Genomic DNA, 24665 nt, shown 5'->3' on the forward strand with positions numbered 1-24665 from the left:
TTATTGAATTACTAACTCCGCACAACTTCCCCATCAACTAACTCAATAATTCTATTACACTTATTCGCTACTTCAATATCATGCGTTACAATAATAATCGTTCGGCCTTCTTCATTCAGTTGTAATAGCAAATTCATAATTTCTTCTCCTGTTTTTCTATCTAAATTTCCGGTCGGTTCATCAGCCAATATTAATTCTGGTTCACCTACTAACGCTCTAGCAATTGCGACGCGCTGCTGTTGTCCACCTGATAGCTCGTCCGGTGTTTTATGCATATGTTCTTTTAAACCTACTTTTTCTAAATAGAACTTCGCCTTATTTTTTCTTTCCCGTTGCTTTAGCTTTCTATATGTGAGTGGTAGCGCTACATTATCCAGTACAGTATGTTCTTTTAACAATGCAAAGTATTGAAAAATAAATCCGATCATTTCATTTCTTGTTTTATGAACTTTATTTGCTCTAATTTCAGTTAATGATTTTCCATTTAACATATACTCACCCTCATTTGGCATATCAATTAACCCTATAACATTTAGTAATGTACTCTTCCCTGAGCCTGATCGCCCCATTACCGCTATAATTTCGCCCTTATTTATCGTTAAATTTATACCGTTTAACGCGAACGTATTGTGATTCTTATTACTATACACCTTCTTAATATCTTTTAGTTCAATTAACCCCATTATTCCATCCCACCTATTAATGTTTTCGGTTCAAGCTTTTTAATAAACAAGAAGACAATTACATTCGAGACAATGATAATCAATAATAAGAAAAGAAATACTAAAAACAATATAGGCATATCCAATTTAAAGTCTAATACCGTTGCTTCCTTTAAATTCTTCGACATTTGTAATAGAACCCTATACCTCCATGAAAAGTAAACTAGTGACATCCCTAAGCCAACTATTGCTACAATAATGTTCTCTAGAACAATTTGAATAAACATTCCAAATTTACTTTCGCCAAAAGCTATTTTTATACCAAATTCCCGCTTTCTCATCAAGATAGAAATAATAGTCGTTACTACAATTCCGACGATTGAGAATAAAATAAATAAGATTCCGACTATCAGTTGAGGTATTTCAGAATAGCTGTTAAAAGTAACATCTTCATTTATTTCATCACCCAAATTTTTTAAATAAAACGTACCGCCGTTTCCTTTAAGTTGAATTGATTCTTCTAGTTTCTTTACATCTGCATCTTTTCGTAAATATAAAACTGTACTTTGATGTAGTCTTAAAAACATTGCTTCATATTTTTCAACTCTATTAGATGACATAGGTATTATCATTACGTAATCCAACTTCGAATATGCGTTCGTCGTATTATTATTTACGATAAATTTATTCTCCGGCAAAAAGCCTGTAATTGTATATTGATTATTAATTGTATCTCCAACTTGAAAATATTTCTTAAAGTATGAACCCATTAAAACCTTTGTTTTCTCTTCACTATTTTTTTGAAAATCTTCATGCAAGAAACCTTCTTCAGATTTTAAAGGTAACTGTAACATTTTATAGTAATTTTCATCTACAAAAATTGTTGTAATAGTAGGTCTGTCATCGCGAAACGTTTTATGTTTCAAATCAGTAATCATACTATTTTGAAATGGTCTATTACTTGACTCTATTTCAATAACTCTCGTCTCGTATGTACCATACGAAATCACATCTTTATTTTGTTGAAACGTTTTATAAACTTCTTGAATTTGCTCTTTATTAAATTTATTGCTTTGTAACTTATCTGTCGTCATTTCAAAAGTAACTAAATATGTTTTATCCGCATTTAATACCGAGCTGGATTTATCATTCAGATGGTGTAAATTATAAAATACATTAATTGAACTCGTTATAGTTGCTAATCCAAATGTAATCTGTATTAGAAGAAGTACCGAAAATAGAAATCTCTTTTTTAATGCTAGGAACGCACTTTTTATTCTCATCATGTTTACTCCTTTAATGCTTTAGCAGGTTCACTTTTAATCACATATACAAATGGTATTACAGAGAGGATAAAAGCTATAGTAAGTGAAAGAAATACACACATTACAATATGAGTAGATTGTAAACTAATGCTATAACTTGTAAACTCTAAAATATTTCCACTCAAAGTTTTAAAAATCCATTGAATGCATATTGCACAGACTGATGCAGCGATTGCACATAAAAACAATTGACTAAATATAAAAATAAAAAGATTTACATTACTTGCTCCCAAAGCTTTCCTTAACGACAAACTCTTTTTCTTCGTATAAATCCAATAATAACTGACTATTATACTGGTAATTAAAGCTATACATAAAAGCCTATTTGGAAAACTGAGTAACTCTTCTACGGCTTCACTAGAGTTTTTTTCCTTCTCATAGTTCTCTTTTTCACTAATCACTTTGGCATTTATATCTGTATTGTTCTGCTTTAAATGCTGTATGAAAGTTTCTATCTCTTCTTTAGGGTTTTCGTTAGAACGAACGATCATTTGGAATGTCTTTTCATTTTGTATCACTTGTTTCACTTCATCTGGCATGTCATTTAGAGAGACATAAATTTTCATATTATACTCATATTCGGTACTTACTCCAGCTACGCCTTTAACTGTATATTCCTTATTAAATAGTTTTATTGTTTCCGTATTTTTATAAATTTTCTTCCCGACTATTACACTATTTTCCTCATGTTGTTCTATCTGAGAACCTTTTAGCAATGGTGGAGACCAATTTTTATTAAGGAGACCATTCATTGTTACTCGGCCGATACCTGGAATAGTAGTACGAATATCATTTGTAATAACGCTAGCGTTTTTAAAATCAGATTCTACTAACGTCTGAAATTGTTTGAAATTGAATTCCCCCATATTAGTAAGTTGAACGGAATAGTAATAATTAAAATAACCATTTTTACTATCATAAAATCTTTCATCATAATAATCTTTCGTCGACATTGCGATAAGTATCGGCCATATTGTCAATACAAACGTAATAAATAACATAATGAATATCGCTTTGTTCACCACTATTTCTTTTATTACTAGATTCATATATCCTCCTCATTTTAAAAACCGTGAAAAAAGTATATATCCTTTTTCACGGTTTTGTTGATTTTTATTTAATTACCATTTCCTTAGAAGTGTACGCACTATCCCCTACCATTATCCATTCATGACCCGAATAACCTCTGGTCACCGGTCCTTTGGATGCAACGCTAACGTTTATACGATCTGAAATTTTAGCATCATACAATGCTAACTCTTTAGAAGTCCCATCATCAAAGCTAGCTCTTACAGTCATCTTGTAAAAATGAGGTTCGTTCTTTTTCGCAGTATAGGCAGTTGCCTTAGCTTTTGCTCCGCTTCCTGTCCACGTTGCATTATTATCCCAACTAATCGAAGCAAATGAAACGGAAGAAACCATACCTAATAAAGAAGCAGTTAATCCTGTAACAGCTAAAGTTTTTTGAAGTAAGCTTTTCATATATCCTTAATCTCCCTTTTTAAAATATTCACTTAAATATTTAAGTATTTTTAGGCCTTGTCCTCATTATACATAAAAAAATAATCATATATCTATAAAACTTAATATTTACATTTATTAACACAATTCTTACATTCCCCTGAACTTTCCGTCATAAAACAAAAAGATGGTATGAAACTCCAATTCACACCATCTTTTTGCTATCATTATTGATTTGACTGTATACAAGGAAGAATATATTTCACAATCAATTCCCATCTATCCCGTGCATTCGGCATAATTTCAGAAGCAATTACTATAACCAAATCCTTCTCCGGAATACAACAAATCATATTCCCACCATCACCCATTGCACAATACGAATAGACACCCTCTTCTTCTCGTAACCACCATAAATAACCATATTGATTTTGGTTCATTTCTGTCGATTCTTTTATCCATGATTTTGATAGTATTTGTTTTCCATTATGAATACCTTCATTCAAATAAATCTGTGCAAACTTCGCCATATCTCTAACCGTTAACGTTAGTCCCCAGCCGCCCGTCGAAATACCATTTGGATCGTGAACCCATCCTTTCACATCTTTTCCGAATAAGTCATCAAATCCAAATGCTTTCATATTATAGTTTGGAATTTCTCTTATGCCCAGTGGCTGAAATAAGTATTCATTCGCAAATTCACGCGCATTTTTTCCTGTTGCGTTCGTTATGATCGCTGATAGTATATGAGCTCCTGCAGATGAATATTTAAAAGATCCAATTTCTCCGCCGCTTCCTATCCTATTTAACGTATATTGTATCCAATCTTGTTGTGTACATAGTTCTTCTAACGGTTCCTGCCAGTCTACGAATGGATGTGGAGCTGTCATCGTTAGAAGATGGCTTACTGTTACTTCAGATGAATTAACGTTATATTCCGGGAAAAATTCTATTACTCTTTGATCAACGCTTTTTATATAGCCCTTATCTATACATATCCCAATTAGCGCAGAGATTATCGTTTTTGTGACTGACGCTATGTGAAATGCATCATCTGGACCGTAACCGTTATAATATTTTTCAAAAATAACATTACCTTTCTGCACTACTAACATACCATTCATATTTTCATATTCTTCTTTTATAATCTGATCTAACTTTTCAGCAGTTTTCATTATTCCTTCCCCTTTAACCAATAATTAAAAAGGTTCGATAGGTACATATATATCAACTAAATGTTTATGCTTTGGATGCTGCTTTGGATCATTTCTATATACTTCAAAAGGATACGAGTCTCTCGGTTTATATTCGCTATTTGGCAGCCATTCACCGTATAAGAAATCCCATGCTCCTTTATATTCATCTTGGAATATTTCAAAATGTCCTACTGCATATTTTCCAGAAGGTATTACCATTATTCCAACGTCGTTCGTTTCTACTGTGGATTCATCTGAAATTGTTACACATAGACTTGTTCTTAAATGATAGTCCTCAGTAAATTCATGATGATCGTGGTAAATGGTTAATACTTTCGTATCCTCAAATACATGATAGTTTTCCTCTGCTGCGTAATGAAATAATTTCTCTATCATGTTTGGAAAAGCTAGCGTTAACTCTTCATATGTACCGATATGTCTTATGTATGCGACGTTTATATCGTCCGCTGTTACAATTTCAACATTTCCTCGAACCTTCTTACATTCATTGTATTGAGGAATTCCCCTTACGTCTTTGCAATTCTTGCTATTGTGATTTCGATATTGAGACGGACTTACTCCGTAATAATTTTTAAATGTACGGGAGAAAACTGCTGAATCTGTGAAACCAAAATGGTAAGCGATATCCGTAATCGTCATATCCAATCGATATGTAAGAAGGTTTGTTGCCCTTTCTAACTTCAATCGATTTACATATCGTGATAACGGCTCGTCTACTATTCCTTTAAAAATTCGATGAAAATGAAACTTTGAAAATCCTGCTATATCCGCTAGCTCTTCAATGGATAGTAAACTGTCTATGTTTGATTCTATATAATCTTGAACTGTATGTATGCGTCTTACATACTCATTTCTACTTTGTTTATTCTCCATACTTTTATCTCCTCATCACAAAAAGACTAACAACACGTTAGCCTCTCTTTACACATTTTTCAAAAATAACACTCTACTCCCGCCGTTCCCATCATAATTTGTATGTACCGATACACCCTCTATCTCATCATCCCCAGCCTCAATTTGAAAGCCAATCTCCCTATGAAACTGTATTGATTTTTTATTTACTGGTGACGTGATTGCTTTTACAACTTTACGGTTATTTGCACGAGCGATATCAAAGAAATAAGAATACAATGTCGATGCAATTCCTCTTCTTCTATACTTCGGATTCACACCGATAAAATGAACGTATGCTTCATCTTTATATGTTTGTGAAAAAAAACCGCATAAGAAACCTAACGTTTCTCCCTCTTCTTCAATAATAAAACTCGTTTCTTGAAAGTGAATGAAGAACAATTTTGGCAACATGGCAGCCATGTCTCTCCCGCCCCACCAATCATTTAAAACAGAATGAATCTTTACATAATCTTCCCCTTGGATGTTTCTTACTCGCATATGTTTCTCCCTCTCACTCACTTCATTTTTTCATAAATTTTAATGACTGTTTCTACTAATAGGATGAATACCCATATCCCGCAAAATACGAGAACTGACTGAAATATAGAACCTAGCATAACAATACTTATTAAACCTAATTCTGATCCTGAAATGGACATTTCATTAAATCCTATATTATGTATAAATGGACCAGTTGAAAAAGCCATTAAAATAGATCCTATTAAATAAATCACACTCATTATTTTTAATATTTTTATAGAAAGATACGAAGTTTGTTTTTCTTCCACTTGTGATAATTCGATTTCTCCACTCGCAATTCCTTTTTGCAAACAGTCCTCACATAGAAATTCTTCCTTAATTTTTTTACCACCGTGCAATGTACCTGTAATTTCTTTACAGCGCGAACACTTTCGATTTATCATTTTGTTATCACTCCAATCTCGTAAGATTATACTTATACAATTCTATTTTTACCTTATTATTCCTTTTGTGTATTTTATAGAGAGGTGACGTGTTTTATGATATCTAAACTTATTTTTGGTTATAAAAAGCCTACTGAGCAATATGTATTACGGCCTAGTTGTTATGCAATTATTTTTAACTCAACTTCTTCAAACATTGCTATTATCCAAAAAGAAGACCGTTATTTTTTACCTGGTGGCGGTATGGAAGGTACCGAAACAAAAGATGAATGCTTACATCGTGAACTACTAGAGGAATTAGGATGGGTAATTGAAATTAATCAATATATCGGTAATGCAATGCGATATTTTTATGCGGAAAAAGAAGATACTTATTATTTAAACGATGGGTTCTTTTATATTGCGAACATGGTGCAGACACAAACTGAAAACTGTGAGGAAGATCATGTTTTGCGGTGGATGTCTCCTTTACTTGCTGTAGAGCTTCTCATTCATGATCATCAAAAATGGGCTGTTGAACAAGCGCTTTTATTACAAAAACCAAAAGGATCTCCTTCTATATGAAAGAGATCCTTTTTATTGTTAACTTACTTTTTTCAAATTGAGAGCTGGCTTTTGAATTCCACCCTTTTTTACAACATATAAACCGATAAAGATTATAAGTCCGCCAACGAGTTGCATCATGTTGATTTGCTCTCCGATAGTTACTGCCGCGAAGATAACTGCGAACAATGGTACAAGATACATATAAACCATTACTTTCGTTGAGCCTATTTTACTAATACCGACATACCACATTGCAAGTCCGAAGATTGTCGCGAAGACGATTGAATATGCTAGAGACCCCCAGCTTGGCATGTCTACTGGCCACGTTAATGTATTTACGTTGAATAAACAATATACAACGAGAGGTACAATTCCAATTAAAGTTGACCAAGATGTGACTCTCATTGCGGAATATTTTGTTATAAGAGGTTGCGCTAATATTGGGTACCATCCCCACGCAATCGCTGCGACTAATCCAATTATGTTTCCGAGCCACGCATATTCGTAAGTAGCTCCTCCTGTATGCCCTGTTAATAAAACGAATGCTGCACCAACAAAGGCCACTATTGAACCAATTTGTACTTTCATCGAAAAACGTTCTTGTTTGTGCAATACTGCTAATATCCCTGTAAAAATAGGTGACATTGCAATTAATAATGAGGCGTTTGTTGCTGAAGTATATTTCACAGATAGCATAAACATCGTTTGATACATTGTTGTACCAACGATACCGACTGCTACTAATCGTAACCAATCTTTTCTTTCAATACGTAATGAGCGTTCCATCATAAAAGTGATAAGTAATAATACCGGTGATGCTACTAAAAATCGTAAACTATTAAATTGAATGGATGACATAAATGCCACTCCATACTTTCCTATTGTATAATTTGCTCCCCATACTAATGCAACTGATACTAGGAGCCATTCCATTTGCCATCGTTTCATCCGAATCTCCCCTTCCCTATTTAGCATAGTAAAATTGGCTGGATATAACACCGTCCAATTGGCTGTTTTTTTACCCAGCCAATTTGCTATACTTGATGTATATAAGAGATACGGAGGCGTTTTTTATGGAATGGAAACTAGATAGTGACAGTAAAATCCCTATTTATCAGCAAGTTGTTGACTTTATTGAAAAACGTATTACATATGGAGAACTTCCTCCAGGAAGCTTCCTCCCTTCAGAACGGAAATTAGCTACGCAGTTAAATGTAAACAGAAGTACAGTAACGACTGCTTATAATGAACTACGTGCTATGGGAATTGTAGAGAGTACGACTGGTAAAGGAACACGAGTGAGTACACATATGTGGGGTGTTTCTCCAACATTAACGCCGAACTGGAGAAATTTCGTAGAAGGTGGTACTTTTTTACCAAACTTACCACTACTTCGCCATATTCGGGCAGAAGTACAACAAAATGAAAATATTATTGATTTTGCAAACGGAGAGCTCGGTTGTAATCTTTATCCCCACGATCAACTACAAGCGATTTTACGTGAACAACCGTTAACGCATTCATTAAGTTACGATCATCCGCAAGGCTATCTCCCGCTAAGACAAGCGGTCGTAAAATATATGAAGGAATATTTAAAAGTTGAGGCTACTGAACAATCCATTATGATTACATCTGGCGCACAGCAAGCACTTCACCTTATCGTGCAATGTTTATTAAATCCAGGTGATGCCGTTGCTTTCGAAAGTCCTTCACACTGTTATTCCTTGCCGTTATTCCAATCAGCAGGTATTCGTATTTTCCCGTTACCTGTCGATGAACATGGTATTAATCCAAATGATGTACAGGAGTTATATAGAAAACACCGTATTAAAATGATCTTTTTAAATCCAAACTTCCAAAATCCTACGGGGACGATGCTTCATCCAAACCGTAGAAAAAAACTATTATCACTTTGCGCAGATTTACGAATTGCAATCGTTGAAGATGATCCCTCTAGTTTGCTGACGCTAGAAAAGAAACAACCTTGTCCTACTTTGAAATCAATAGATGAAAACGGAACTGTCATTTATGTACATTCTTTATCAAAAATGATTGCGCCAGGATTACGAGTCGGTTGGCTTGTCGCCCCACAGTCTGTCGTAGAGCGATTGTCAGACGCACGGCACCAAATGGAATTAGGAATGAGTATTTTCCCGCAGTGGCTTATGCAGCAATTTTTCGAAACCGTACCATTTCAGTCTCATATCGTACCGTTACGAAAACAATTAGCAGAAAAAAGAGACGTTATCGTTCGTGCCCTAAACGAGCAACTTCATGATAAAATCTCTTTTTCAAACCCTACTGGTGGTATATACATTTGGGGGAAATTAAAAGAACCTATAAACGAAAAACAACTCATTATGCAAAGTTTAAAACAAGAAATTGCTTTTATGCCAGGTAGTATTTTCGGTGCGAAAGATGGTTATATACGTTTATCTTATGGAAAAGTGGATATTGATCAAATTGCGGAAGGTATTTCTCGTTTACGCGAGGCTATTTTGGTATGTGAAAATAACTTTAAATAAAGCTTTCTCGTTTGACAAAACCTAAATCTACCATTATTATCAACTCGAACCTATTTATAGGAGTGATAAAATGAAGATTTACGTTGATGCAGATGCTTGTCCTGTAAAAGATGTGATTATTTTTGAGGCTACGAATGTGGAAATTCCTGTTACCCTCGTTACTAGTTTTTCACATTATTCTAATGCAGAGCAGCCAAAAGGTGTCGAAACAATTTATGTTGATTCTGGAGCAGATGCTGCAGATTACCGAATTATGCAGTTAGCAAAAAAAGAAGATTTAATCGTAACACAAGATTACGGTCTTGCTTCGCTCGCTTTAGCAAAAGGCTGTATCGTTCTACACCATAAAGGCTATAAGTATACGAATGATAACATTGAACAATTGTTACAAACACGATATTTAAGTGCAATGGTTCGAAAAAGTGGTAAACGTACAAAGGGACCGAAACCATTTACAGCAGAAGATAAAGAGAAATTTAGAGCACTCTTTAAAAGTATGATCTCACTTTAAAAATGAATCGTCTATTTGCTAGGAAAACTTCGCAAAACAAAGAAGAGAATATCGTAATGTACATTCTCTTCTTGAGGTTTACCCGTTTAAAATGAAGGTAAATTATCTAAGTTATTTTCTTTTATTCCATCCGGTTCACTACGTATAATATCTCTGCCATACTTATGAAATACGTCCACATGAGCTAACTTCCCTGATTTTGCTTCATTAAGAGCAGTCATATAATCTAACTCTCTCCCGCTACTTGTTTTAAACGCTATTAAATCTCCATCATCATTTTTACGAACAGCAACAATTTGTTCTGCTCCTGAATTGACTTCATGACCTATTTCAAATTGAGCTCGTTCGTCTCCTTGATGTAAATAATCATTATACCCTTTTTCAAAGTCTTTTTTGTCCATAAAACTCACCTCCAACACATTTTATTAGTATGGTTGGGAGGTAGTGGTTTTATGTACTTTTCTCTTAGAAAAACGTATTTTTAATACCTACGCAACCCTTTCAAAGTCTCCAATATATCATCTGTAAAGGATGTGCTACCCTCTGTCTCTAAAACTCTAAAATATAAACTTCTTAAGAAAGCTCTAATATTTTGTACTAAAATAGCATGCTGCGGATGTCGGATGTCTTCAACAGTTGCTATACTATGTAACCAGTTGCTCCACTCTTCTTCAGTTAAAAGATTTTGGTTACGTAACGACATAATTGGTGCTACTAATCTCTCATCCTCAAAGTGAATGTATACGTAGTCATGTAAGCGTACCTTCTGACGAACGGCAGCTAGTATTGCATATGAGAACTCACGATTTTGGATTGTACGTGCTAAAGCGTCGAGCGCATCTGCTGCATGTGCAGTAGAGTGTGCCCAGCCTTTTCCTTCTACGTAGCCTCTTACATCTTCTTCTAAATATACATATTCCAGCACTTGTTCTGCCACACTGTACAGTTGTTCTTCAGATAACAGTGGTTCTCTTTCATGAACAGATAAAATAAGTGGTGGAATTAATACGGAGAATGCACGTTTAAAAACAGAGTCTGTTCCCTTTTCACCAATTTTATAAAATAAATAATCAGAGCTAATTGCTTGCAGCATTAATCCTCGTAATTCTTTTTGTCTAAATACATCATTTGTAATCCATGTGTGAAGCGTACTATAAATTAAATCATCACGTAATTCAGCATCAGGTGATCCGATATAATCTAACATCCACTGCGCATATGGATATGCATCCACATCTTCTGGTACAGCATAATTGTTATTTTTAATTTGTAGTAGTTCTTCTTTTAGTTCTAGTACTTCATTCATTATATTTCTTGTCCCCTTTTTGCGTTTTTTAACATATTTTCGCCTTATCCCCTGTAATTGCCTATCCTTATATGAACTTGATTCAATTATATATAATTTATCCTAATAAATAAAAGGAAATACATTAAAATATCGCAGTCTATCACTTTGTTTACATGCCTTTCATGTAAGTTTAAGTTATAAAATAAAGTTTGTTTTTTCTTTTGTATTCAAACATATTTACAATCCAAGGTTGTATCATTTTAGAACTTGTTTAATAAATTCTGTTTTAGCTTTTGTGTATGCTTCTCTATCTTGTTTAAATTTTTTAGCTAAATCTTGTTTAAGATTTGAATACTCATAAACTAATTGTGGATTTTCTCGTAAGTGGTTGCGAAACAAAAGTTGTTGCTCCCATCGCTCAGTTCCTTTAACCATCAAATGCAGGTGAGCTACACGCCTATTATTCTTAACTTTCACAAAGAACCTTCTCCAAGGTCTTTCATCTAATTCTGGGCTTACATAATGCCAATTATATATGGCCAATGTAGCTGAAATATCTAGTACTCTTTCAAAAGAGTCTATTTCAGCCATTAGATCAATGATAGGTTTTGCAGGTAAATCAGGTATGGATGTACTTCCTATATGTATTACTTTGCTTATACCGAGAGGAGCAAGCAGTTCATATAGTTGCTGTTCTTCACATCGGCCTTTATCTTGCCAATCAGGATTTGCACTAACTATCTCTACTGACTCATTCGCCCATACAGGCCAATCGTTCGGATTCTCTTTTTTATCCATCTAATATCTCCCCTGTAATTAGTCTACATAACATAATTATAAACAACAAATATTGATTTATATTTCTCCTTATTTCCCCTTAAATCCTCGATACAGTGCAGTCCGTAATTCTTGTTTGTATTCTGCAATTTCTGGCATTTCGAGTTCTTCTGCTAGTCTGATAGCTAATTCAATATCATACGGTACTCGTACGAGTTGGATAGAAAAGCTTGCTGCTTCTTTTTCATTGTAAGTCCCTTCAAATATTAAATAGGAAGCTTGTGTTATTTCAAGTGGGTTTCCTACGCTACCGGCGTTACATAACGTTTTCCCTCTGAAATTTTGAACGAACGCTTGGTGAACATCACCGTAACAAACGACATCTGGTTTTCTTTCCCCTTCTATATTTTCCGTCAGATCACTATTTTCGAACATACTAATACGTTCTTCTCTTGAAGCGTGTGGTTGAATTCTTTCATATAAACTTCTCGGTGAGGCGTGGAACATACGAATGAGTTTGCCGCTCATAAAAAATTCGATTGAAAATGGTAAACTTCTTAAATAGTCGTTTTGTTCTTCTGATAATTGTTTTTGATGCCATTTTAATGCTTCAAATTCAGTCGGCTTTGTAATAAAATCATCCCAGTTTCCCATTACGACTACTTCACATTCTTTACGAATGATTTCAATTGCTTCACTGGAATGAGGTCCTTTTCCTACTAAATCTCCAAGACAAATAATGCGCTCGATTCCTCTTAATTTAATATCATTTAACACGGATTCTAATGCTTGAATATTACCGTGAATATCTGAAATTACTGCTATTTTATCCATATAAATTACTCCTTTATTTATTAAATTCACTTGATTGATACCATTTTGGAATATAAGATGAAAAATGATTATGATCTTCTAAAATTCCATTTAATCTTTCCTTCATCTCATCTACTAAATGCGGCGTACTTCAATTCGTCCAAACTATATCCGCTGGGAATGTCATCGCGGCGTACAATGTATACAGTTTCCAAAAATGAAGCGATGGTTCGCCTCCGCAATAACCGTGAAATTGTCCAACCGCAAATGATTTACTTATTCTTGTAGTAAAAATCGCTACGTTATAAAAATCGTGTATTGGATCGCCAAAATCATATCCACCAAAATCAATAACGATAAACTCCTTATTATGAATCATACTATTTGCTGGATGGAAGTCATCATGTAAAAATCTTATTGGACGATTTTTCAATAAATCTTTATGATTTTCTACAAAGGTTAATACTGGCTTCAAATCCTGAAAATTCACCTCGTAATCTGCTAGTGCCTCTATGTATCTTTCGTATTTATTCCATCTAGATGTTTCCCATTTATTACTTGCACTTTCCCTTTCAATTGAGTGAATTCTCTTTAATACTTCCCCTGCTTTTCTTCCTGCATTATACTGTTCTTCCACCGTTAGCTTCGTTAAACCTTCTTCACCATTTATACCTCGGGTCCATTCAAATACTTGAACACATTTATTTAATTTCTCAAGTATTATGAAATGAATTAACTTGGGTGTTGGAATATGTAATGACTCTAATTGTTGCATATACGTATATTCTTCTTATTTACGTTCAGAATGAACAGCATCACATATTTTTACAAAATAAGTTTCTTGATTCTTTAATTCAATTTTATACTTCTCTTCATGTGAAAAACCTTTTGAAATAGCTGTACACTTTGCAATACGAGGCCATTCTAGTTTTCTCTCTATCTCTCTAAGCATTTCTTCCACAACATTCACCTCTATTAATATATGTACAAACTACCTAGCACTTCATGCTCTCTTTTATTTCCACCTGTAAACTCTACTGCAAATGGATTTTCACCATTCTTATTCAAATGTTCTAGTACTAGCCCTTCTTCAATCGGTTCACAAAACTGCACATGAATATCTCCAAATACTACACTTTGACACTCAGCATTCCAGTTTTCATTTTTCACAACTGAGCTTGTAGATAGTCCCATTACTTTTTTCCATTTCCGCACTGTTTCTCGAACGTTTTTCACTGCGTAATGAATCGTTTCAATTTGTTGTACTTTGTTTTTATGTTCAGTAATCGTCCCACTGTTATGTAAATCGTTTCTTCTTTCTTCATCCGTTTCATTCCACTGTATAAAGAAAGGTAATTTCGGTCCGTTCTCTTCTTGCTTAACAAATAACATTTTCCATTCTAAAAGCCGGCCATCTTTTCTCATGCGTTTCCCTTCAAATGGCCCTATCGTATGTAAGCCGTGCTTCTTAAAGTTAACTACTAGCTCCTCAATTGCATCTGTTCGGATTGCGATTTGTAGCATTCCTTCTCCATTTTGTAGTTTCACCACTGTTTCTTGTACTAATGGGTTTTCTGCTTCTTTCGCTTTTTCTTCATGTTGAACTGCCAAAAATTCTATGTATGATAAGTCAAAATAACTTAAACTATTCCAAGTACCCCAGTTCGTATGCTCTCCGCCTAGTGCGGTATGAAATCCAAGTTCCTGCATTTGTTTTGCCGCTTCCTCCGGTGTACCATGAACTGTGTGAACGAGATGATCAAATCGTAACATGTCTTTCTCCCCTTTCTCTCCATCCTTTTATTGTATATTTTATTTTTCTTTCATTCAATTCAAAAACTTTAAAACCTAGTTGATTTATACGATTAATATGTATTATAATGAAACAAATTTAATTATTGCTGATTGGAAAAACCAAAGGCACTTTTCTCATACGGGAAAAGTGTCTTTTTCATTTATTATTACAGGGGGATTATTTATGCAGAAATTAATTGTCTTTGCTATTATTGGATTTTTCGCTCAATTGATCGATGGAGCACTCGGAATGGCGTATGGGGTAACTTCTACTTCACTATTATTAATGTTTGGTATTGCACCGGCTGTAGCTTCCGCATCGGTTCATTTAGCTGAAGTCGTTACAACTGCAGCTTCTGGCGCATCTCATATCAAATTTGGAAACGTTGATAAATATACAGTTTCCAGGCTTACATTACCTGGGGCAATCGGCGCATTTGTTGGGGCATGTTTTTTAAGTAATTTGCCTGGCGATGTAATCAAACCGTACATTTCCGTATTTTTATTTACTTTAGGGGTTTATATTTTATTACGATTCATCATTCAAAAACAAATTGTCACTTCAAATAAGCGTATGTCTGCAAAACAACTTGTGCCGCTTGGTTTATTCGCTGGATTCGTTGATTCAACTGGTGGCGGTGGTTGGGGGCCGATTACGACGCCTGTTCTTCTAGCAAGAGGAAATGAAGCTAGAAAAGTTATTGGATCTGTAGATACGAGTGAATTTCCTGTTTCACTCGCTGCAACAATTGGCTTCTTCATCTCACTTGGCTGGGAACAAGTAAGCTGGGTTTGGGTATTTGCCTTAATGCTTGGCGGTATTGTCGCAGCTCCAATTGCTGCATGGTTAGTTCGTATCGTTCCAGCACATTTACTTGGGGTATTAGTTGGCGGTCTTATTATCTTTACGAATATACGTACACTGCTTACTACATTTAAAGTGGATCCAACTATTATTTCACTTTCTTACGTTGCAGTTGGTCTTGTCGTTATTATTTCTATTTTCATTGCTGTTCGAAATCATTCCAATCGTCCTAACTCATCAACGGCTGAGTATCCAAATGATCAGAAGCAAATGCTACCATAACTATAAGAAATACCGCCCAATTTAGAGCGGTATTTTTTATTTTTCTATTTTCCAATTAATCATCGTTTCTGTAGCATTTACTCTCTTCATATGTAACTTTTCTAAAACACGAATCGAACTATAATTATCTAGAAGTGTCTCTGCAATTATTGTTTCTACCTCTCCTGTTTTGAAAGCCCAATCGATTAGTTCTCTTACAGCTTCTGTTGCATAGCCCTTATTCCAATATTTCTCAATAAATCCATAGCCAATTTCCACTGTTTGATTCTCGTTTGGTTTCCCTTTAAACCCAATATCACCTATAACGCTATCATCTTCTTTCCGAAGAACATACCACGCGCCCCATGGTAATATAGCTGCATCTTGTTTTACATTCTTTACATGCCCTACAATATGCGGACCGCCATTGTATCCTTGCTCGTTAGCAATTTGAATTCTCTCTTCTGTACACGGCACTATATAGAGCCTTTCTGTTTCTAATTTCATATTGATTTCCCCTTTTCAATTAAACAATACCTCAATTTTACTAAAAATAAAAAGAATATTCATCCTATTCGTTAAATTTACGCTTGTTCTTTGAAACGAATTTAAGGAATAATCCTCTTTTGATAGTTATGTCGAATTATATTTTTCTGAATTTTCTTTTAATTTAGAGGGTTTTTCAATATTTTTTGCGAAACATTTGTATAACAATTTTTTCTTTGCTTATTGCTACATAATAGTAGGTTCGGGTGGAGTTTTGCAAGCGTTTCCTATACAATAACCGATATTTTTTGACTTTTCCTAACAAAATATCTTGCAATATATTCAGAAAGTCATTACAATTGCCATATATTAAAAATCTTAGCAATATATAAATCCTCATCAATCCGATGAGGTAGAGGTTGCGACTTTTAATAGTAAAACGGACGAGACACAGAGAATGTCAGCTGACTCCGTTTGAAAGGAAAAGTTGCCGAAGTTTATATTTCTTCTCTGGAAATATGAGCTGGGGCTGTCTCCGAAAGGAACAGAACTGTCACGTTTACAAAATTACCGTGTAAACGTGGGGTGCTATCTTAACGGAAGGGTATGATGGGGTGGTTATTTGTGAAACGTTCCGCCAAATTCCTTTGGCGGTTTTTTGTATTTTTCTCCCCCGCTCCTTCCTAACCTACAAGAAAAGGAGTGTTGAACATGAATAGCGCAACAAATCAATCTACCTCTAAAACGCAAACTACACAAGGACAAGGTGAATTAAAACGCGGATTAAAATCTCGTCACCTTACGATGATTTCTCTCGGTGGTACAATTGGTACCGGACTATTTCTTGCCAGCGGTGGTGTCATCCATACAGCTGGACCTGGTGGCGCATTAATTGCATACGCCGCAATTGGAATTATGGTTTATTTTTTAATGACAAGCTTAGCTGAACTTGCAGCTTACATGCCTGTTACTGGATCTTTTAGCACGTATGCAACAAAATTTGTTGATCCATCACTTGGCTTTGCACTTGGATGGAACTATTGGTATAACTGGGCAATTACGATTGCTGCTGAACTTGCAGCCGTAACATTAATTATGAAATTTTGGTTCCCAGATACCCCTTCTCTTATTTGGAGCGGATTATGTTTAGCTATTATTTTCCTTTTAAACTATTTATCTGTTAAAGGGTTTGGTGAATCTGAATATTGGTTCGCACTTATTAAAGTAGTTACGATTATTATCTTTTTAATTGTTGGTTTCATGATGATTTTTGGAATTATGGGCGGTGAAACGGTTGGATTTAAAAACTTCACTGTTGCAGATGCACCATTTAACGGCGGTATCATGGCAATTATCGGTGTGTTTATGGCAGCTGGTTTCTCATTCCAAGGTACTGAACTATTAGGAGTAGCTGCTGGTGAAACGTCTGATCCAGAACGTAATATCCCAAAAGCAATTCGTTCAATCTTTTGGCGTATTCTTTTATTCTATATCCTTGCGATTCTCGTTATCGGTTTATTAATTCCTTATACAACTGAAAGCCTTGCTGCAAGTGATGTTACAGTAAGTCCGTTTACACTTATTTTTGAAAAAGCGGGCGTTGCCTTTGCTGCTTCTGTTATGAACGCTGTTATTTTAACTGCTGTACTATCTGCTGGTAACTCTGGTATGTATGCATCAACTCGTATGCTTTGGGATTTAGCACGCCAAGGAAAAGCACCAAAGTTTCTTGGTAAATTAGATAGCCGCGGTGTACCTGTTAACGCGTTAATCGTAACGTCAATTGTTGGTAGTATTGCTTTCATTGCTTCTTTATTCGGTGATGGTGTTGTATACATTTGGTTATTAAACGCATCCGGAATGTCTGGTTTTATCGCATGGGTTGGAATTGCAATTAGTCATTACCGTTTCCGTAAAGCATATATCGCACAAGGAAAAGATTTAAATGACTTACCATATAGAGCAAAATGGTTCCCATTCGGTCCAATCTTCGCATTTACACTTTGTATCATCGTAATTTTAGGACAAAACTACGGCGCATTTATGGGTGAAGCAATTGATTGGAACGGTGTACTCGTTTCTTACATCGGTTTACCACTCTTCTTAGTACTATGGTTAGGTTATAAATTTACGAAAAAAACAAAAGTGATTCCACTTGATAAATGTGAACTAAAATAAAGTGAAACGAGCAAACAAATTTGTTTGCTCGTTTTTTGTTGCAAACCTCTTTACTTCCCTATTGCTCCTGTTTTTGCAATAATAAAGGAAATATAAATAAAGGTTGGGATACAATGAACATCCGCATTACTGATGAAGCAAAAGCAGCTATACATAGATTAGAACTTGAAGATAAAAAAATCGTTCGCATTAGAGGAACAATGACGAACTCTTGTAGTATTTTCGTTGATGTCGATTTAATTTGGGATACATATAACGCAGATGATGTTGTATATGAAGATGCAGAGCTTATCGTACAAATGGATTCATTCACGAAAGACTACACTGGTGATACGGTGAAACTTGATTATAAGACGACAGGTTTTAGTATTACGACTCCGAGTGAGACTTTGGTTTATGGATTGTCGATTAAAAAATAAAAATTGTTTTCATTTGACCACCGAGGTGAAAAAATGGGTAAATATGTTCCGTTAAAATTTTTATTTAATGAAGAATTAGCAGAAAAAATAGCTGATTCTATTTGTAAACACGATCCTTGTTTCTCTAAAAGCATCTTTGTAGATTCTGTAGCTTGTAAAGTTGAAAATTTAGAGTTAAAACAGCGTATTGAAGTAATTGCAGATGAATTACACAATGCTTTACAAAAAGATTTTAATGCCGCAATACATATATTACTGAAAACATTAGGACCAGAAAATACAACAGAAGTAGGCACATTTACAAATGGATATATGTACATGCCTGTTGCAAAATACGTTGAAAAATATGGGCTTAACGATTTTAAAATCTCGTTTAATGCAATGTATGAAATAACGAAAAGGAATACTGCTGAATATGCCATTCGGCCCTTTCTTGAAACATACCATGAAGATACACTAAACATATTACAACAGTGGATTCATGACGAAAACAGCCACATTAGGAGATTAGTTTCTGAAGGTACAAGACCAAGGCTTCCTTGGGCTAAAAAAATAGAAGCTCTAAAAGGTGATTTTAAGTACAATTTACAACTTCTTGAACCATTAATGAATGACCCTTCTAAATATGTTCAAAAATCTGTAGCCAATCATATTAACGATATTACGAAAGAAGATAAAGAACTCGTTTTTCAGTGGTTACAGCAATTACGTGATAAACAGCATCCTATTAATCCTTGGATTATAAAACATGGGTTAAGAACAGTTATTAAAAATGGTACTTTACCAAAAGATTTTTGTTTTTGAGTATATTAAACAAAAACGCTATCTTTTCCTATGATTCTAGAAAAAGAATAGCGTTTTTTTACTCGTCCAGTATTTAGTAGGTATAACTTTTTATATTTCAAAAGACTTTTCTCTCTAAAAATATTTTTCATACAAATTTTCACATTCTAAAAAATCTATAAATTTCTTATAATGTGTCACTGTTCTTTCTAAAGCAATCATTAAAACAAAAATAAAATAAATTGCTTGGATTCCATTCATATAATTAAAGAGTGATTCAAATATATATACAATACTTGCAATCATAGAACAAAACCATAAATAAAACTTCATTTTCAGCTTTTTAATTTTTTGCTTAGTTGTCTTACAATACTGGCCATGAACTCTTATAAACAAATAAATTGCTGTATGTAAAATAATAATTGAAAATTGAAAACTTCGATTGTCCTCCGAACTAAATTCAGAAAAATCTATTTCTAATGAATGTAATACTATCCAAATAGAAAATAAAGATAGCAGAAATACATATAAAAAACCAATTAATAATTCAAAAATAAAGAGCCAAGGTTTATTTATGATTGAGTAAAATGGATTTAGATACTTTATGGTTAATAAAAATTTTCTCACTAAATCAGTAATAATAATTGATGTATTAGTTATATTCATATAGAAAAGTAATGTTATTGGAACTAATAACATTATAGTGATGCCCCAAACAGTAATCTTAATGCCTGATAAAAAGAAAACAGCTCCATAAATTATAACTGAAAAAATAAAAGTTGATACTGGAACAAACATTAAAAATGTAAAAGTTCTTATTATGATTAAATCCCCTAAAAAATCTTTTATTATGGAAACGTGTATTTTTTCCTCCTTGTATTTTTTCACAGTATCAACTATTTCTTTCTCAGATAAAAGAAAACACTTCAATCTATTAAACATAAAAAAACCCCTTTATATTAAAAAGATTAAAATATATACCAAACTGTTATTAAAATTTCATAAAAATAATTGTAAATTTTGTATAAGCATTTTTTTCACTTTTAACTGTAATTAAGGCGTGATGTGCCTCTATAATAGCTTTGACAAGTGCCAATCCAATTCCGGTCGATCCGTGCTTTTTAGAACTACTTGATTTATAGAATCGTTCAAAAATATGAGGTAATTCTTCAGCTGAAATTCCCTCTCCAAAGTCTTGGATTACTAGTTCTGTATAGATTGGAGAATTTTTGGCCTGAATCATTATTTTACCACCGGGTTTAGAATGTTCGATTGCATTCTTCAACAGGTTTAACAAAGCTTCCTGCATCCATAATTTGTCGTGAATAACGACTATTTCTCTTGGTGCATTCCAATCAATCAAAATATTTTTATCACTTATCATGCTTTGCAAGCGATTTAGTACTTCCTCAGTCGTATCTACTAAATTCCCTGGCTCTTTATCAAACGAAATCGCTTTTGCATCAATTTTTGCTAATTTTAACAAATTCTGAATTAAGACATTCATTCTAGAAATCTGAATATCATTATTTTGTAGTAATTGAGCTTGTTGCTCTCGGGATAGTTTCTCATTTAACAACATTTCATTATAGATAGAAATAGTTGAAAGCGGCGTTTTTAACTGATGAGATATATCCTGCAACATTTCTCCTAAAAACCGTTTCTCTTCAAGCAAATCATGCATATTTTTTCTAATGATATCCCTCATTGAACGAAATGAAATCGCCAGTTTCGCGAAATCCCCCTCTTTATTTTCATTGATGACAACCGAGTAATCTCCCTCGATTATCTTTTTTGCAGCTCTAGTAAGCTGGCTAATCTTATTGAAAATAATTTTTTGTTGCATGTAGTTTGCAACAAAAAGTAAAAATCCAAAAGCAATCAATCCCCACATCATAAATTGATTGTGATTAATAATTAGATTATTTAAGTGAGGAAAAAATTTTGAATCCAAGTCTTCATATAATCCATATTGCTTTAGGATCTCTGTCCCTTTTTCCTGATATTTACTTGAGTGAGACGAATGACTTGATAAGACTTTCATAATTTCCGCTTCATTTTCTGGATTCTGCTCTACCAACCTAGCTGTAATTTCCCCCCATGTTGCAATAGAGTCTCTTTTCAAATGATTATAAAATAATTGTTGAATAATAAATTGGTAAATCACAAATATAGATAAAAGGACGGCTAGTATCGTCATATAGCTTTTTAACTCGGTATTTTTCATTATCTTGCTCACCCAATCACGTCCTTGCTCCAACGATAACCATATCCTCTTTCGGTAACGATAAACTGTGGTTTTTGAGGATTGTCTTCAACTTTAGCTCTTAAACGCTTTATGTATACAGATAACGTGTTTTCATCAAAAAAAACATTTTCTCCTTCTGTTATTTGTTGTAGGAGTTCATCTCTTTTTAATGCTTTGTGAGAATTCTTCATGAAATTCAATAGCAGCTTGTATTCTAAATTCGTCAATGTAATACTTTCACAATTTTTATAAACCTTGACTAGGTTCGTATCGATTCTTATATTCTCAGATCTTAAAATTTGAGATGGCGTTTCTAGCGACGCTTGTTTACGCAATTGTACTTTCACTCTGGCCATGAGTTCCCTAACCCGAAAAGGTTTGGTTATATAATCATCACCGCCTATATCCAGCCCCATTACCACATTTGCTTCTTCATCTAGTGCAGTTAAGAAAATAATAATCGAATTCTCGTTTTTCTTTTTAAAATACAAACATAAGTCATAACCATTACCATCTGGTAGGCCGATATCAAGGATGGACAAATCAAATGTATTGTGAACAAACTGGTGTTTAGCTTCTTTTACACTGGACGCTCTAATCACCTCATAACCTTCATTTCTCAATGAAAATTCGATGGCTATGCCAAGAGCTTCATCATCTTCAACTAGTAATATTTTTTTATTCAAGTATGCCCTCTCCTTTTTTCCCCTAGCTTATACTCCAATTACAATAGCCTGGCTATAATCTAGCCAGGCTTATAATATTATTGTTCTCTGATATTATCAATAATATTATCTTGTTGAATTTTTTTCAATGGATTTAAGACTGATAAATAACTAATTATTAAAGCTGAAACAAACGTAATGATACAAGCCTCATAGGGAATCGTCCATGTCATTTTCAACATATCAGATATAGCTAAATATATAATATAAGACAATATACAGCCAAAAAAGATTCCTTGTAAACTTCCAGAAAAACCGTAAATCAAAGCTTCATAGGTAATCATTTTTTTCAAATCCTTTTGTGACATACCAATGGATTTCAAAGCGGCCAATTCTTTTCGTCTAGTCATGATACTTATAGTTATAGTATTGAGGATATTAACGCTACTAATTAAAGAAATGACTGTGACGAAACCATATGCAAGCACTTGTAAAGTAAGTTTTTCTTCTTTTTTTGTTTTATTTTCTTGATAATTATTTACGATTGTAATGGTATAGCTTTTTCCAATCGTGTTTTCTATTTCCTTTACTGTCGCGGAAGATTGAGTTACATCCTTTAATTTAGTTTCAAAGCTATTCTCCTTTTTTTCGTATACTTTAGATATATTTTCAAGTGATTTCAATTGATGCAAAACTTGTTCACTTTCAGCTAAATGATCTGGATTATTATCCACTATCTTAATTGTAATATCCGATTTAACAGATAACTTATCAAAAGATTTAGATGCAAATGCAACACTCATTAAATACGAGAAAGTAATAAATAACACACTACTTATAATAATTGATAAGATTGTAATGGTATAGCGATTTTTATTTCGCTTAACATTTTTCATAGCCATGCTCAAAGGAATAGATAAAGGTTTTTTCACCATGGAATTCTTTTGTTTTTTGATTTGTTCCTTTTTAATTGACAACCTGCTACTAATTGCCAACAAAGGGGAGATTTTCCCTGCAAAATAAGCTGGGTACAAACTTGACGCTATTACAGAAAGCAAGGTAATAATCGAACTTACCAGTAAAATATTCCAATCAACATAAAATATCGAGACCGCTTTACTATTTTCCATTAAAAGTGAAAAAGTGAACTGCAGAGAGGCAAGTGCTATTAGGCTACATATAATTCCAATTGGTATAGCGATAACAGCCAGAAAAGTAGCTTCTCTCAGAACGATTTGTCTAATTTGCTTTCGTGTTGCACCAATGCTTCTCAACAAGCCAAACTGCCTCGTTCGTTCTACGACACTGATTTGAAAAGCGTTGTAAATCACAACAATTGTCGCTATCACAACAATGCTGATTGTAATAATTAGCGTAGCCATAATCGAATTATTGTAACCTGGTTTCTCTAATTGAATTAATTCATTACTTATATTAATATTATTTTCTCCGGAAATGGTCTTGAGTCCCTCTAAAACCTCATTAAAGTTTGCTTTTGAGCTAATTCCAACTAATATTTTTCCTTCACCAGCGCTAAACTTACTCTTATAGGTTAGTAACCGTCCCACCTTATTTTCCTGTGTATATGTACTATCACTTAGAAAACCAACCAATTTGTATTTTTTTTCATTTAATTCGAATGAATCACCTATTTGAATATTTTCTTTTATATAAGGTAATACCCAGGGATCAACAGCAACTTCTTGATCATTAGATGGCAATCTGCCCTTAATAATACTGTATTTTAAAAATTCCAAGGCGTTATCATCAGCAAAATTTATTTTTACAGCAGCCTCTCCAACTTGGACTGTTTCTCCCTGTGACATTAAACCAAATGATTCAATTTGCGGGTTATATTTAATTTTTTTCAATATCGATTCATCGTAATTTAATACAACGGCATGAAAAGAATACCCTTGCCTCTTTTTCGTATTCTCGATTTGAGAAATCTGAGTACCGTTCATAAATAGGCCGATTGTAGAAATTAACGATACAGAGAGTACGATTCCTATCAAAGTTAAAATTGTTCGTTTCTTATTTCCCTTTAAGTATCTCCTGCTTAATTGTTTATAATTACCAATCAA

26 protein-coding genes, 1 pseudogene and 1 riboswitch are annotated in these 24665 nt (G+C 33.9%); of the genes and pseudogenes, 7 read left to right on the forward strand and 20 right to left on the reverse strand.

The features are described from left to right. Window positions 1-11 precede the first annotated feature (11 nt). The 8 genes from H6481_RS21165 to H6481_RS21200 form a co-directional block, all read right to left on the reverse strand. Window positions 12-683: an ABC transporter ATP-binding protein gene (locus H6481_RS21165; RefSeq protein WP_098125920.1), complete on the reverse strand. Its 672-nt coding sequence runs from the start codon at window positions 681-683 to the stop codon at window positions 12-14. Then, window positions 683-1948 (reverse strand): ABC transporter permease, encoded by a 1266-nt coding sequence (locus H6481_RS21170; protein WP_182813134.1) that lies wholly within the window; start codon window positions 1946-1948, stop codon window positions 683-685. Before H6481_RS21170 ends, H6481_RS21165 begins: the two co-directional genes overlap by 1 nt. Window positions 1949-1950: 2 nt before the next feature. After that, a complete protein-coding gene (locus H6481_RS21175) occupies window positions 1951-3036 on the reverse strand; it encodes an ABC transporter permease (RefSeq protein WP_053564121.1) in 1086 nt (361 codons plus the stop codon). Window positions 3037-3100: 64 nt separating this feature from the next. Then, the gene (locus H6481_RS21180) at window positions 3101-3469 is read right to left on the reverse strand and encodes a hypothetical protein (protein WP_023522327.1); all 369 of its coding nucleotides are present in this window, start codon (window positions 3467-3469) and stop codon (window positions 3101-3103) included. Window positions 3470-3675: 206 nt separating this feature from the next. Continuing rightward, window positions 3676-4623 (reverse strand): serine hydrolase, encoded by a 948-nt coding sequence (locus H6481_RS21185; protein ID WP_053564120.1) that lies wholly within the window; start codon window positions 4621-4623, stop codon window positions 3676-3678. 24 nt (window positions 4624-4647) lie between these two features. After that, the gene (locus H6481_RS21190; RefSeq protein ID WP_182813136.1) at window positions 4648-5538 is read right to left on the reverse strand and encodes a GyrI-like domain-containing protein; all 891 of its coding nucleotides are present in this window, start codon (window positions 5536-5538) and stop codon (window positions 4648-4650) included. A gap of 48 nt (window positions 5539-5586) precedes the next feature. Further along, the gene (locus H6481_RS21195; protein ID WP_069355841.1) at window positions 5587-6057 is read right to left on the reverse strand and encodes a GNAT family N-acetyltransferase; all 471 of its coding nucleotides are present in this window, start codon (window positions 6055-6057) and stop codon (window positions 5587-5589) included. A 17-nt stretch (window positions 6058-6074) separates the two neighbouring features. Then, complete coding sequence (locus tag H6481_RS21200) at window positions 6075-6482, reverse strand: DUF3980 domain-containing protein (RefSeq protein WP_182813138.1); 408 nt, start codon at window positions 6480-6482, stop codon at window positions 6075-6077. 96 nt (window positions 6483-6578) lie between these two features. Between H6481_RS21200 and H6481_RS21205 the strand changes: the two genes are divergently transcribed. Continuing rightward, on the forward strand, window positions 6579-7046 hold the full coding sequence (locus H6481_RS21205) for an NUDIX hydrolase (protein WP_157417912.1): 468 nt from the start codon (window positions 6579-6581) through the stop codon (window positions 7044-7046). An 18-nt stretch (window positions 7047-7064) separates the two neighbouring features. On the opposite strand, the gene H6481_RS21210 is transcribed toward H6481_RS21205, so the two are convergent. Further along, the gene (locus H6481_RS21210; RefSeq protein ID WP_053564117.1) at window positions 7065-7976 is read right to left on the reverse strand and encodes a DMT family transporter; all 912 of its coding nucleotides are present in this window, start codon (window positions 7974-7976) and stop codon (window positions 7065-7067) included. A gap of 125 nt (window positions 7977-8101) precedes the next feature. On the opposite strand from H6481_RS21210, the gene H6481_RS21215 reads away from it, so the two are divergent. Together H6481_RS21215 and H6481_RS21220 are read left to right on the forward strand one after the other, a co-directional pair. Beyond that, window positions 8102-9553, forward strand: a complete 1452-nt coding sequence (locus H6481_RS21215) for a PLP-dependent aminotransferase family protein (RefSeq protein ID WP_053564116.1) — start codon at window positions 8102-8104, stop codon at window positions 9551-9553. A gap of 70 nt (window positions 9554-9623) precedes the next feature. Further along, window positions 9624-10064: a YaiI/YqxD family protein gene (locus tag H6481_RS21220; protein ID WP_000708772.1), complete on the forward strand. Its 441-nt coding sequence runs from the start codon at window positions 9624-9626 to the stop codon at window positions 10062-10064. 86 nt (window positions 10065-10150) lie between these two features. On the opposite strand, the gene H6481_RS21225 is transcribed toward H6481_RS21220, so the two are convergent. The 6 genes and pseudogenes from H6481_RS21225 to H6481_RS21250 form a co-directional block, all read right to left on the reverse strand. After that, window positions 10151-10465 carry a DUF3892 domain-containing protein gene (locus H6481_RS21225; RefSeq protein WP_000358154.1) on the reverse strand — a complete coding sequence of 105 codons (315 nt, stop codon included), beginning with the start codon at window positions 10463-10465 and terminating at the stop codon, window positions 10151-10153. Window positions 10466-10545: 80 nt separating this feature from the next. Beyond that, window positions 10546-11370, reverse strand: coding sequence for a DUF2785 domain-containing protein (locus H6481_RS21230; protein WP_182813139.1), 825 nt, complete (start codon window positions 11368-11370; stop codon window positions 10546-10548). Between the two features lie 237 nt (window positions 11371-11607). Next, complete coding sequence (locus H6481_RS21235) at window positions 11608-12150, reverse strand: GrpB family protein (protein WP_053564111.1); 543 nt, start codon at window positions 12148-12150, stop codon at window positions 11608-11610. A 69-nt stretch (window positions 12151-12219) separates the two neighbouring features. After that, window positions 12220-12963, reverse strand: a complete 744-nt coding sequence (locus H6481_RS21240) for a metallophosphoesterase family protein (RefSeq protein WP_000357655.1) — start codon at window positions 12961-12963, stop codon at window positions 12220-12222. A gap of 13 nt (window positions 12964-12976) precedes the next feature. Continuing rightward, a pseudogene (locus tag H6481_RS21245) lies at window positions 12977-13903 on the reverse strand (aminoglycoside phosphotransferase family protein). Window positions 13904-13917: 14 nt separating this feature from the next. Then, window positions 13918-14715 carry a VOC family protein gene (locus tag H6481_RS21250; RefSeq protein ID WP_182813141.1) on the reverse strand — a complete coding sequence of 266 codons (798 nt, stop codon included), beginning with the start codon at window positions 14713-14715 and terminating at the stop codon, window positions 13918-13920. A gap of 205 nt (window positions 14716-14920) precedes the next feature. On the opposite strand from H6481_RS21250, the gene H6481_RS21255 reads away from it, so the two are divergent. After that, window positions 14921-15823, forward strand: a complete 903-nt coding sequence (locus H6481_RS21255; protein WP_182813143.1) for a sulfite exporter TauE/SafE family protein — start codon at window positions 14921-14923, stop codon at window positions 15821-15823. A 36-nt stretch (window positions 15824-15859) separates the two neighbouring features. On the opposite strand, the gene H6481_RS21260 is transcribed toward H6481_RS21255, so the two are convergent. Further along, window positions 15860-16309 (reverse strand): GNAT family N-acetyltransferase, encoded by a 450-nt coding sequence (locus H6481_RS21260; RefSeq protein ID WP_182813145.1) that lies wholly within the window; start codon window positions 16307-16309, stop codon window positions 15860-15862. A 384-nt stretch (window positions 16310-16693) separates the two neighbouring features. Next, a riboswitch (Lysine riboswitch) is annotated at window positions 16694-16887 on the forward strand. Window positions 16888-16999: 112 nt separating this feature from the next. On the opposite strand from H6481_RS21260, the gene H6481_RS21265 reads away from it, so the two are divergent. The 3 genes from H6481_RS21265 (at window position 17000) to H6481_RS21275 (ending at window position 19689) form a co-directional block, all read left to right on the forward strand. Next, window positions 17000-18466: an amino acid permease gene (locus H6481_RS21265; RefSeq protein WP_001083396.1), complete on the forward strand. Its 1467-nt coding sequence runs from the start codon at window positions 17000-17002 to the stop codon at window positions 18464-18466. 113 nt (window positions 18467-18579) lie between these two features. After that, the gene (locus H6481_RS21270) at window positions 18580-18885 is read left to right on the forward strand and encodes an iron-sulfur cluster biosynthesis family protein (RefSeq protein WP_001026167.1); all 306 of its coding nucleotides are present in this window, start codon (window positions 18580-18582) and stop codon (window positions 18883-18885) included. Between the two features lie 33 nt (window positions 18886-18918). Then, window positions 18919-19689: a DNA alkylation repair protein gene (locus H6481_RS21275; protein ID WP_182813147.1), complete on the forward strand. Its 771-nt coding sequence runs from the start codon at window positions 18919-18921 to the stop codon at window positions 19687-19689. 114 nt (window positions 19690-19803) lie between these two features. On the opposite strand, the gene H6481_RS21280 is transcribed toward H6481_RS21275, so the two are convergent. From H6481_RS21280 to H6481_RS21295, 4 genes are all read right to left on the reverse strand, one after another. Continuing rightward, window positions 19804-20610 (reverse strand): hypothetical protein, encoded by an 807-nt coding sequence (locus tag H6481_RS21280; protein ID WP_053564107.1) that lies wholly within the window; start codon window positions 20608-20610, stop codon window positions 19804-19806. A 49-nt stretch (window positions 20611-20659) separates the two neighbouring features. Continuing rightward, a complete protein-coding gene (locus H6481_RS21285) occupies window positions 20660-21895 on the reverse strand; it encodes a HAMP domain-containing sensor histidine kinase (protein ID WP_182813153.1) in 1236 nt (411 codons plus the stop codon). Window positions 21896-21903: 8 nt separating this feature from the next. Continuing rightward, a complete protein-coding gene (locus tag H6481_RS21290; protein ID WP_001035094.1) occupies window positions 21904-22602 on the reverse strand; it encodes a response regulator transcription factor in 699 nt (232 codons plus the stop codon). A gap of 77 nt (window positions 22603-22679) precedes the next feature. Further along, window positions 22680-24665, reverse strand: coding sequence for an FtsX-like permease family protein (locus H6481_RS21295; RefSeq protein ID WP_182813149.1), 1986 nt, complete (start codon window positions 24663-24665; stop codon window positions 22680-22682).

The organism is Bacillus sp. ME78, from assembly GCF_903970865.1.
Lineage (GTDB): Bacteria > Bacillota > Bacilli > Bacillales > Bacillaceae_G > Bacillus_A > Bacillus_A cereus.

Bases quoted from the DNA above. Each gene is read 5' to 3' on its own strand.
- H6481_RS21165 (WP_098125920.1), bottom strand. From the start codon at position 683: ATGGGGTTAATTGAACTAAAAGATATTAAGAAGGTGTATAGTAATAAG.
- H6481_RS21170 (WP_182813134.1), bottom strand. From the start codon at position 1,948: ATGATGAGAATAAAAAGTGCGTTCCTAGCATTAAAAAAGAGATTTCTA.
- H6481_RS21175 (WP_053564121.1), bottom strand. From the start codon at position 3,036: ATGAATCTAGTAATAAAAGAAATAGTGGTGAACAAAGCGATATTCATT.
- H6481_RS21180 (WP_023522327.1), bottom strand. From the start codon at position 3,469: ATGAAAAGCTTACTTCAAAAAACTTTAGCTGTTACAGGATTAACTGCT.
- H6481_RS21185 (WP_053564120.1), bottom strand. From the start codon at position 4,623: ATGAAAACTGCTGAAAAGTTAGATCAGATTATAAAAGAAGAATATGAA.
- H6481_RS21190 (WP_182813136.1), bottom strand. From the start codon at position 5,538: ATGGAGAATAAACAAAGTAGAAATGAGTATGTAAGACGCATACATACA.
- H6481_RS21195 (WP_069355841.1), bottom strand. From the start codon at position 6,057: ATGCGAGTAAGAAACATCCAAGGGGAAGATTATGTAAAGATTCATTCT.
- H6481_RS21200 (WP_182813138.1), bottom strand. From the start codon at position 6,482: ATGATAAATCGAAAGTGTTCGCGCTGTAAAGAAATTACAGGTACATTG.
- H6481_RS21205 (WP_157417912.1), top strand. From the start codon at position 6,579: ATGATATCTAAACTTATTTTTGGTTATAAAAAGCCTACTGAGCAATAT.
- H6481_RS21210 (WP_053564117.1), bottom strand. From the start codon at position 7,976: ATGAAACGATGGCAAATGGAATGGCTCCTAGTATCAGTTGCATTAGTA.
- H6481_RS21215 (WP_053564116.1), top strand. From the start codon at position 8,102: ATGGAATGGAAACTAGATAGTGACAGTAAAATCCCTATTTATCAGCAA.
- H6481_RS21220 (WP_000708772.1), top strand. From the start codon at position 9,624: ATGAAGATTTACGTTGATGCAGATGCTTGTCCTGTAAAAGATGTGATT.
- H6481_RS21225 (WP_000358154.1), bottom strand. From the start codon at position 10,465: ATGGACAAAAAAGACTTTGAAAAAGGGTATAATGATTATTTACATCAA.
- H6481_RS21230 (WP_182813139.1), bottom strand. From the start codon at position 11,370: ATGAATGAAGTACTAGAACTAAAAGAAGAACTACTACAAATTAAAAAT.
- H6481_RS21235 (WP_053564111.1), bottom strand. From the start codon at position 12,150: ATGGATAAAAAAGAGAATCCGAACGATTGGCCTGTATGGGCGAATGAG.
- H6481_RS21240 (WP_000357655.1), bottom strand. From the start codon at position 12,963: ATGGATAAAATAGCAGTAATTTCAGATATTCACGGTAATATTCAAGCA.
- H6481_RS21250 (WP_182813141.1), bottom strand. From the start codon at position 14,715: ATGTTACGATTTGATCATCTCGTTCACACAGTTCATGGTACACCGGAG.
- H6481_RS21255 (WP_182813143.1), top strand. From the start codon at position 14,921: ATGCAGAAATTAATTGTCTTTGCTATTATTGGATTTTTCGCTCAATTG.
- H6481_RS21260 (WP_182813145.1), bottom strand. From the start codon at position 16,309: ATGAAATTAGAAACAGAAAGGCTCTATATAGTGCCGTGTACAGAAGAG.
- H6481_RS21265 (WP_001083396.1), top strand. From the start codon at position 17,000: ATGAATAGCGCAACAAATCAATCTACCTCTAAAACGCAAACTACACAA.
- H6481_RS21270 (WP_001026167.1), top strand. From the start codon at position 18,580: ATGAACATCCGCATTACTGATGAAGCAAAAGCAGCTATACATAGATTA.
- H6481_RS21275 (WP_182813147.1), top strand. From the start codon at position 18,919: ATGGGTAAATATGTTCCGTTAAAATTTTTATTTAATGAAGAATTAGCA.
- H6481_RS21280 (WP_053564107.1), bottom strand. From the start codon at position 20,610: ATGTTTAATAGATTGAAGTGTTTTCTTTTATCTGAGAAAGAAATAGTT.
- H6481_RS21285 (WP_182813153.1), bottom strand. From the start codon at position 21,895: ATGAAAAATACCGAGTTAAAAAGCTATATGACGATACTAGCCGTCCTT.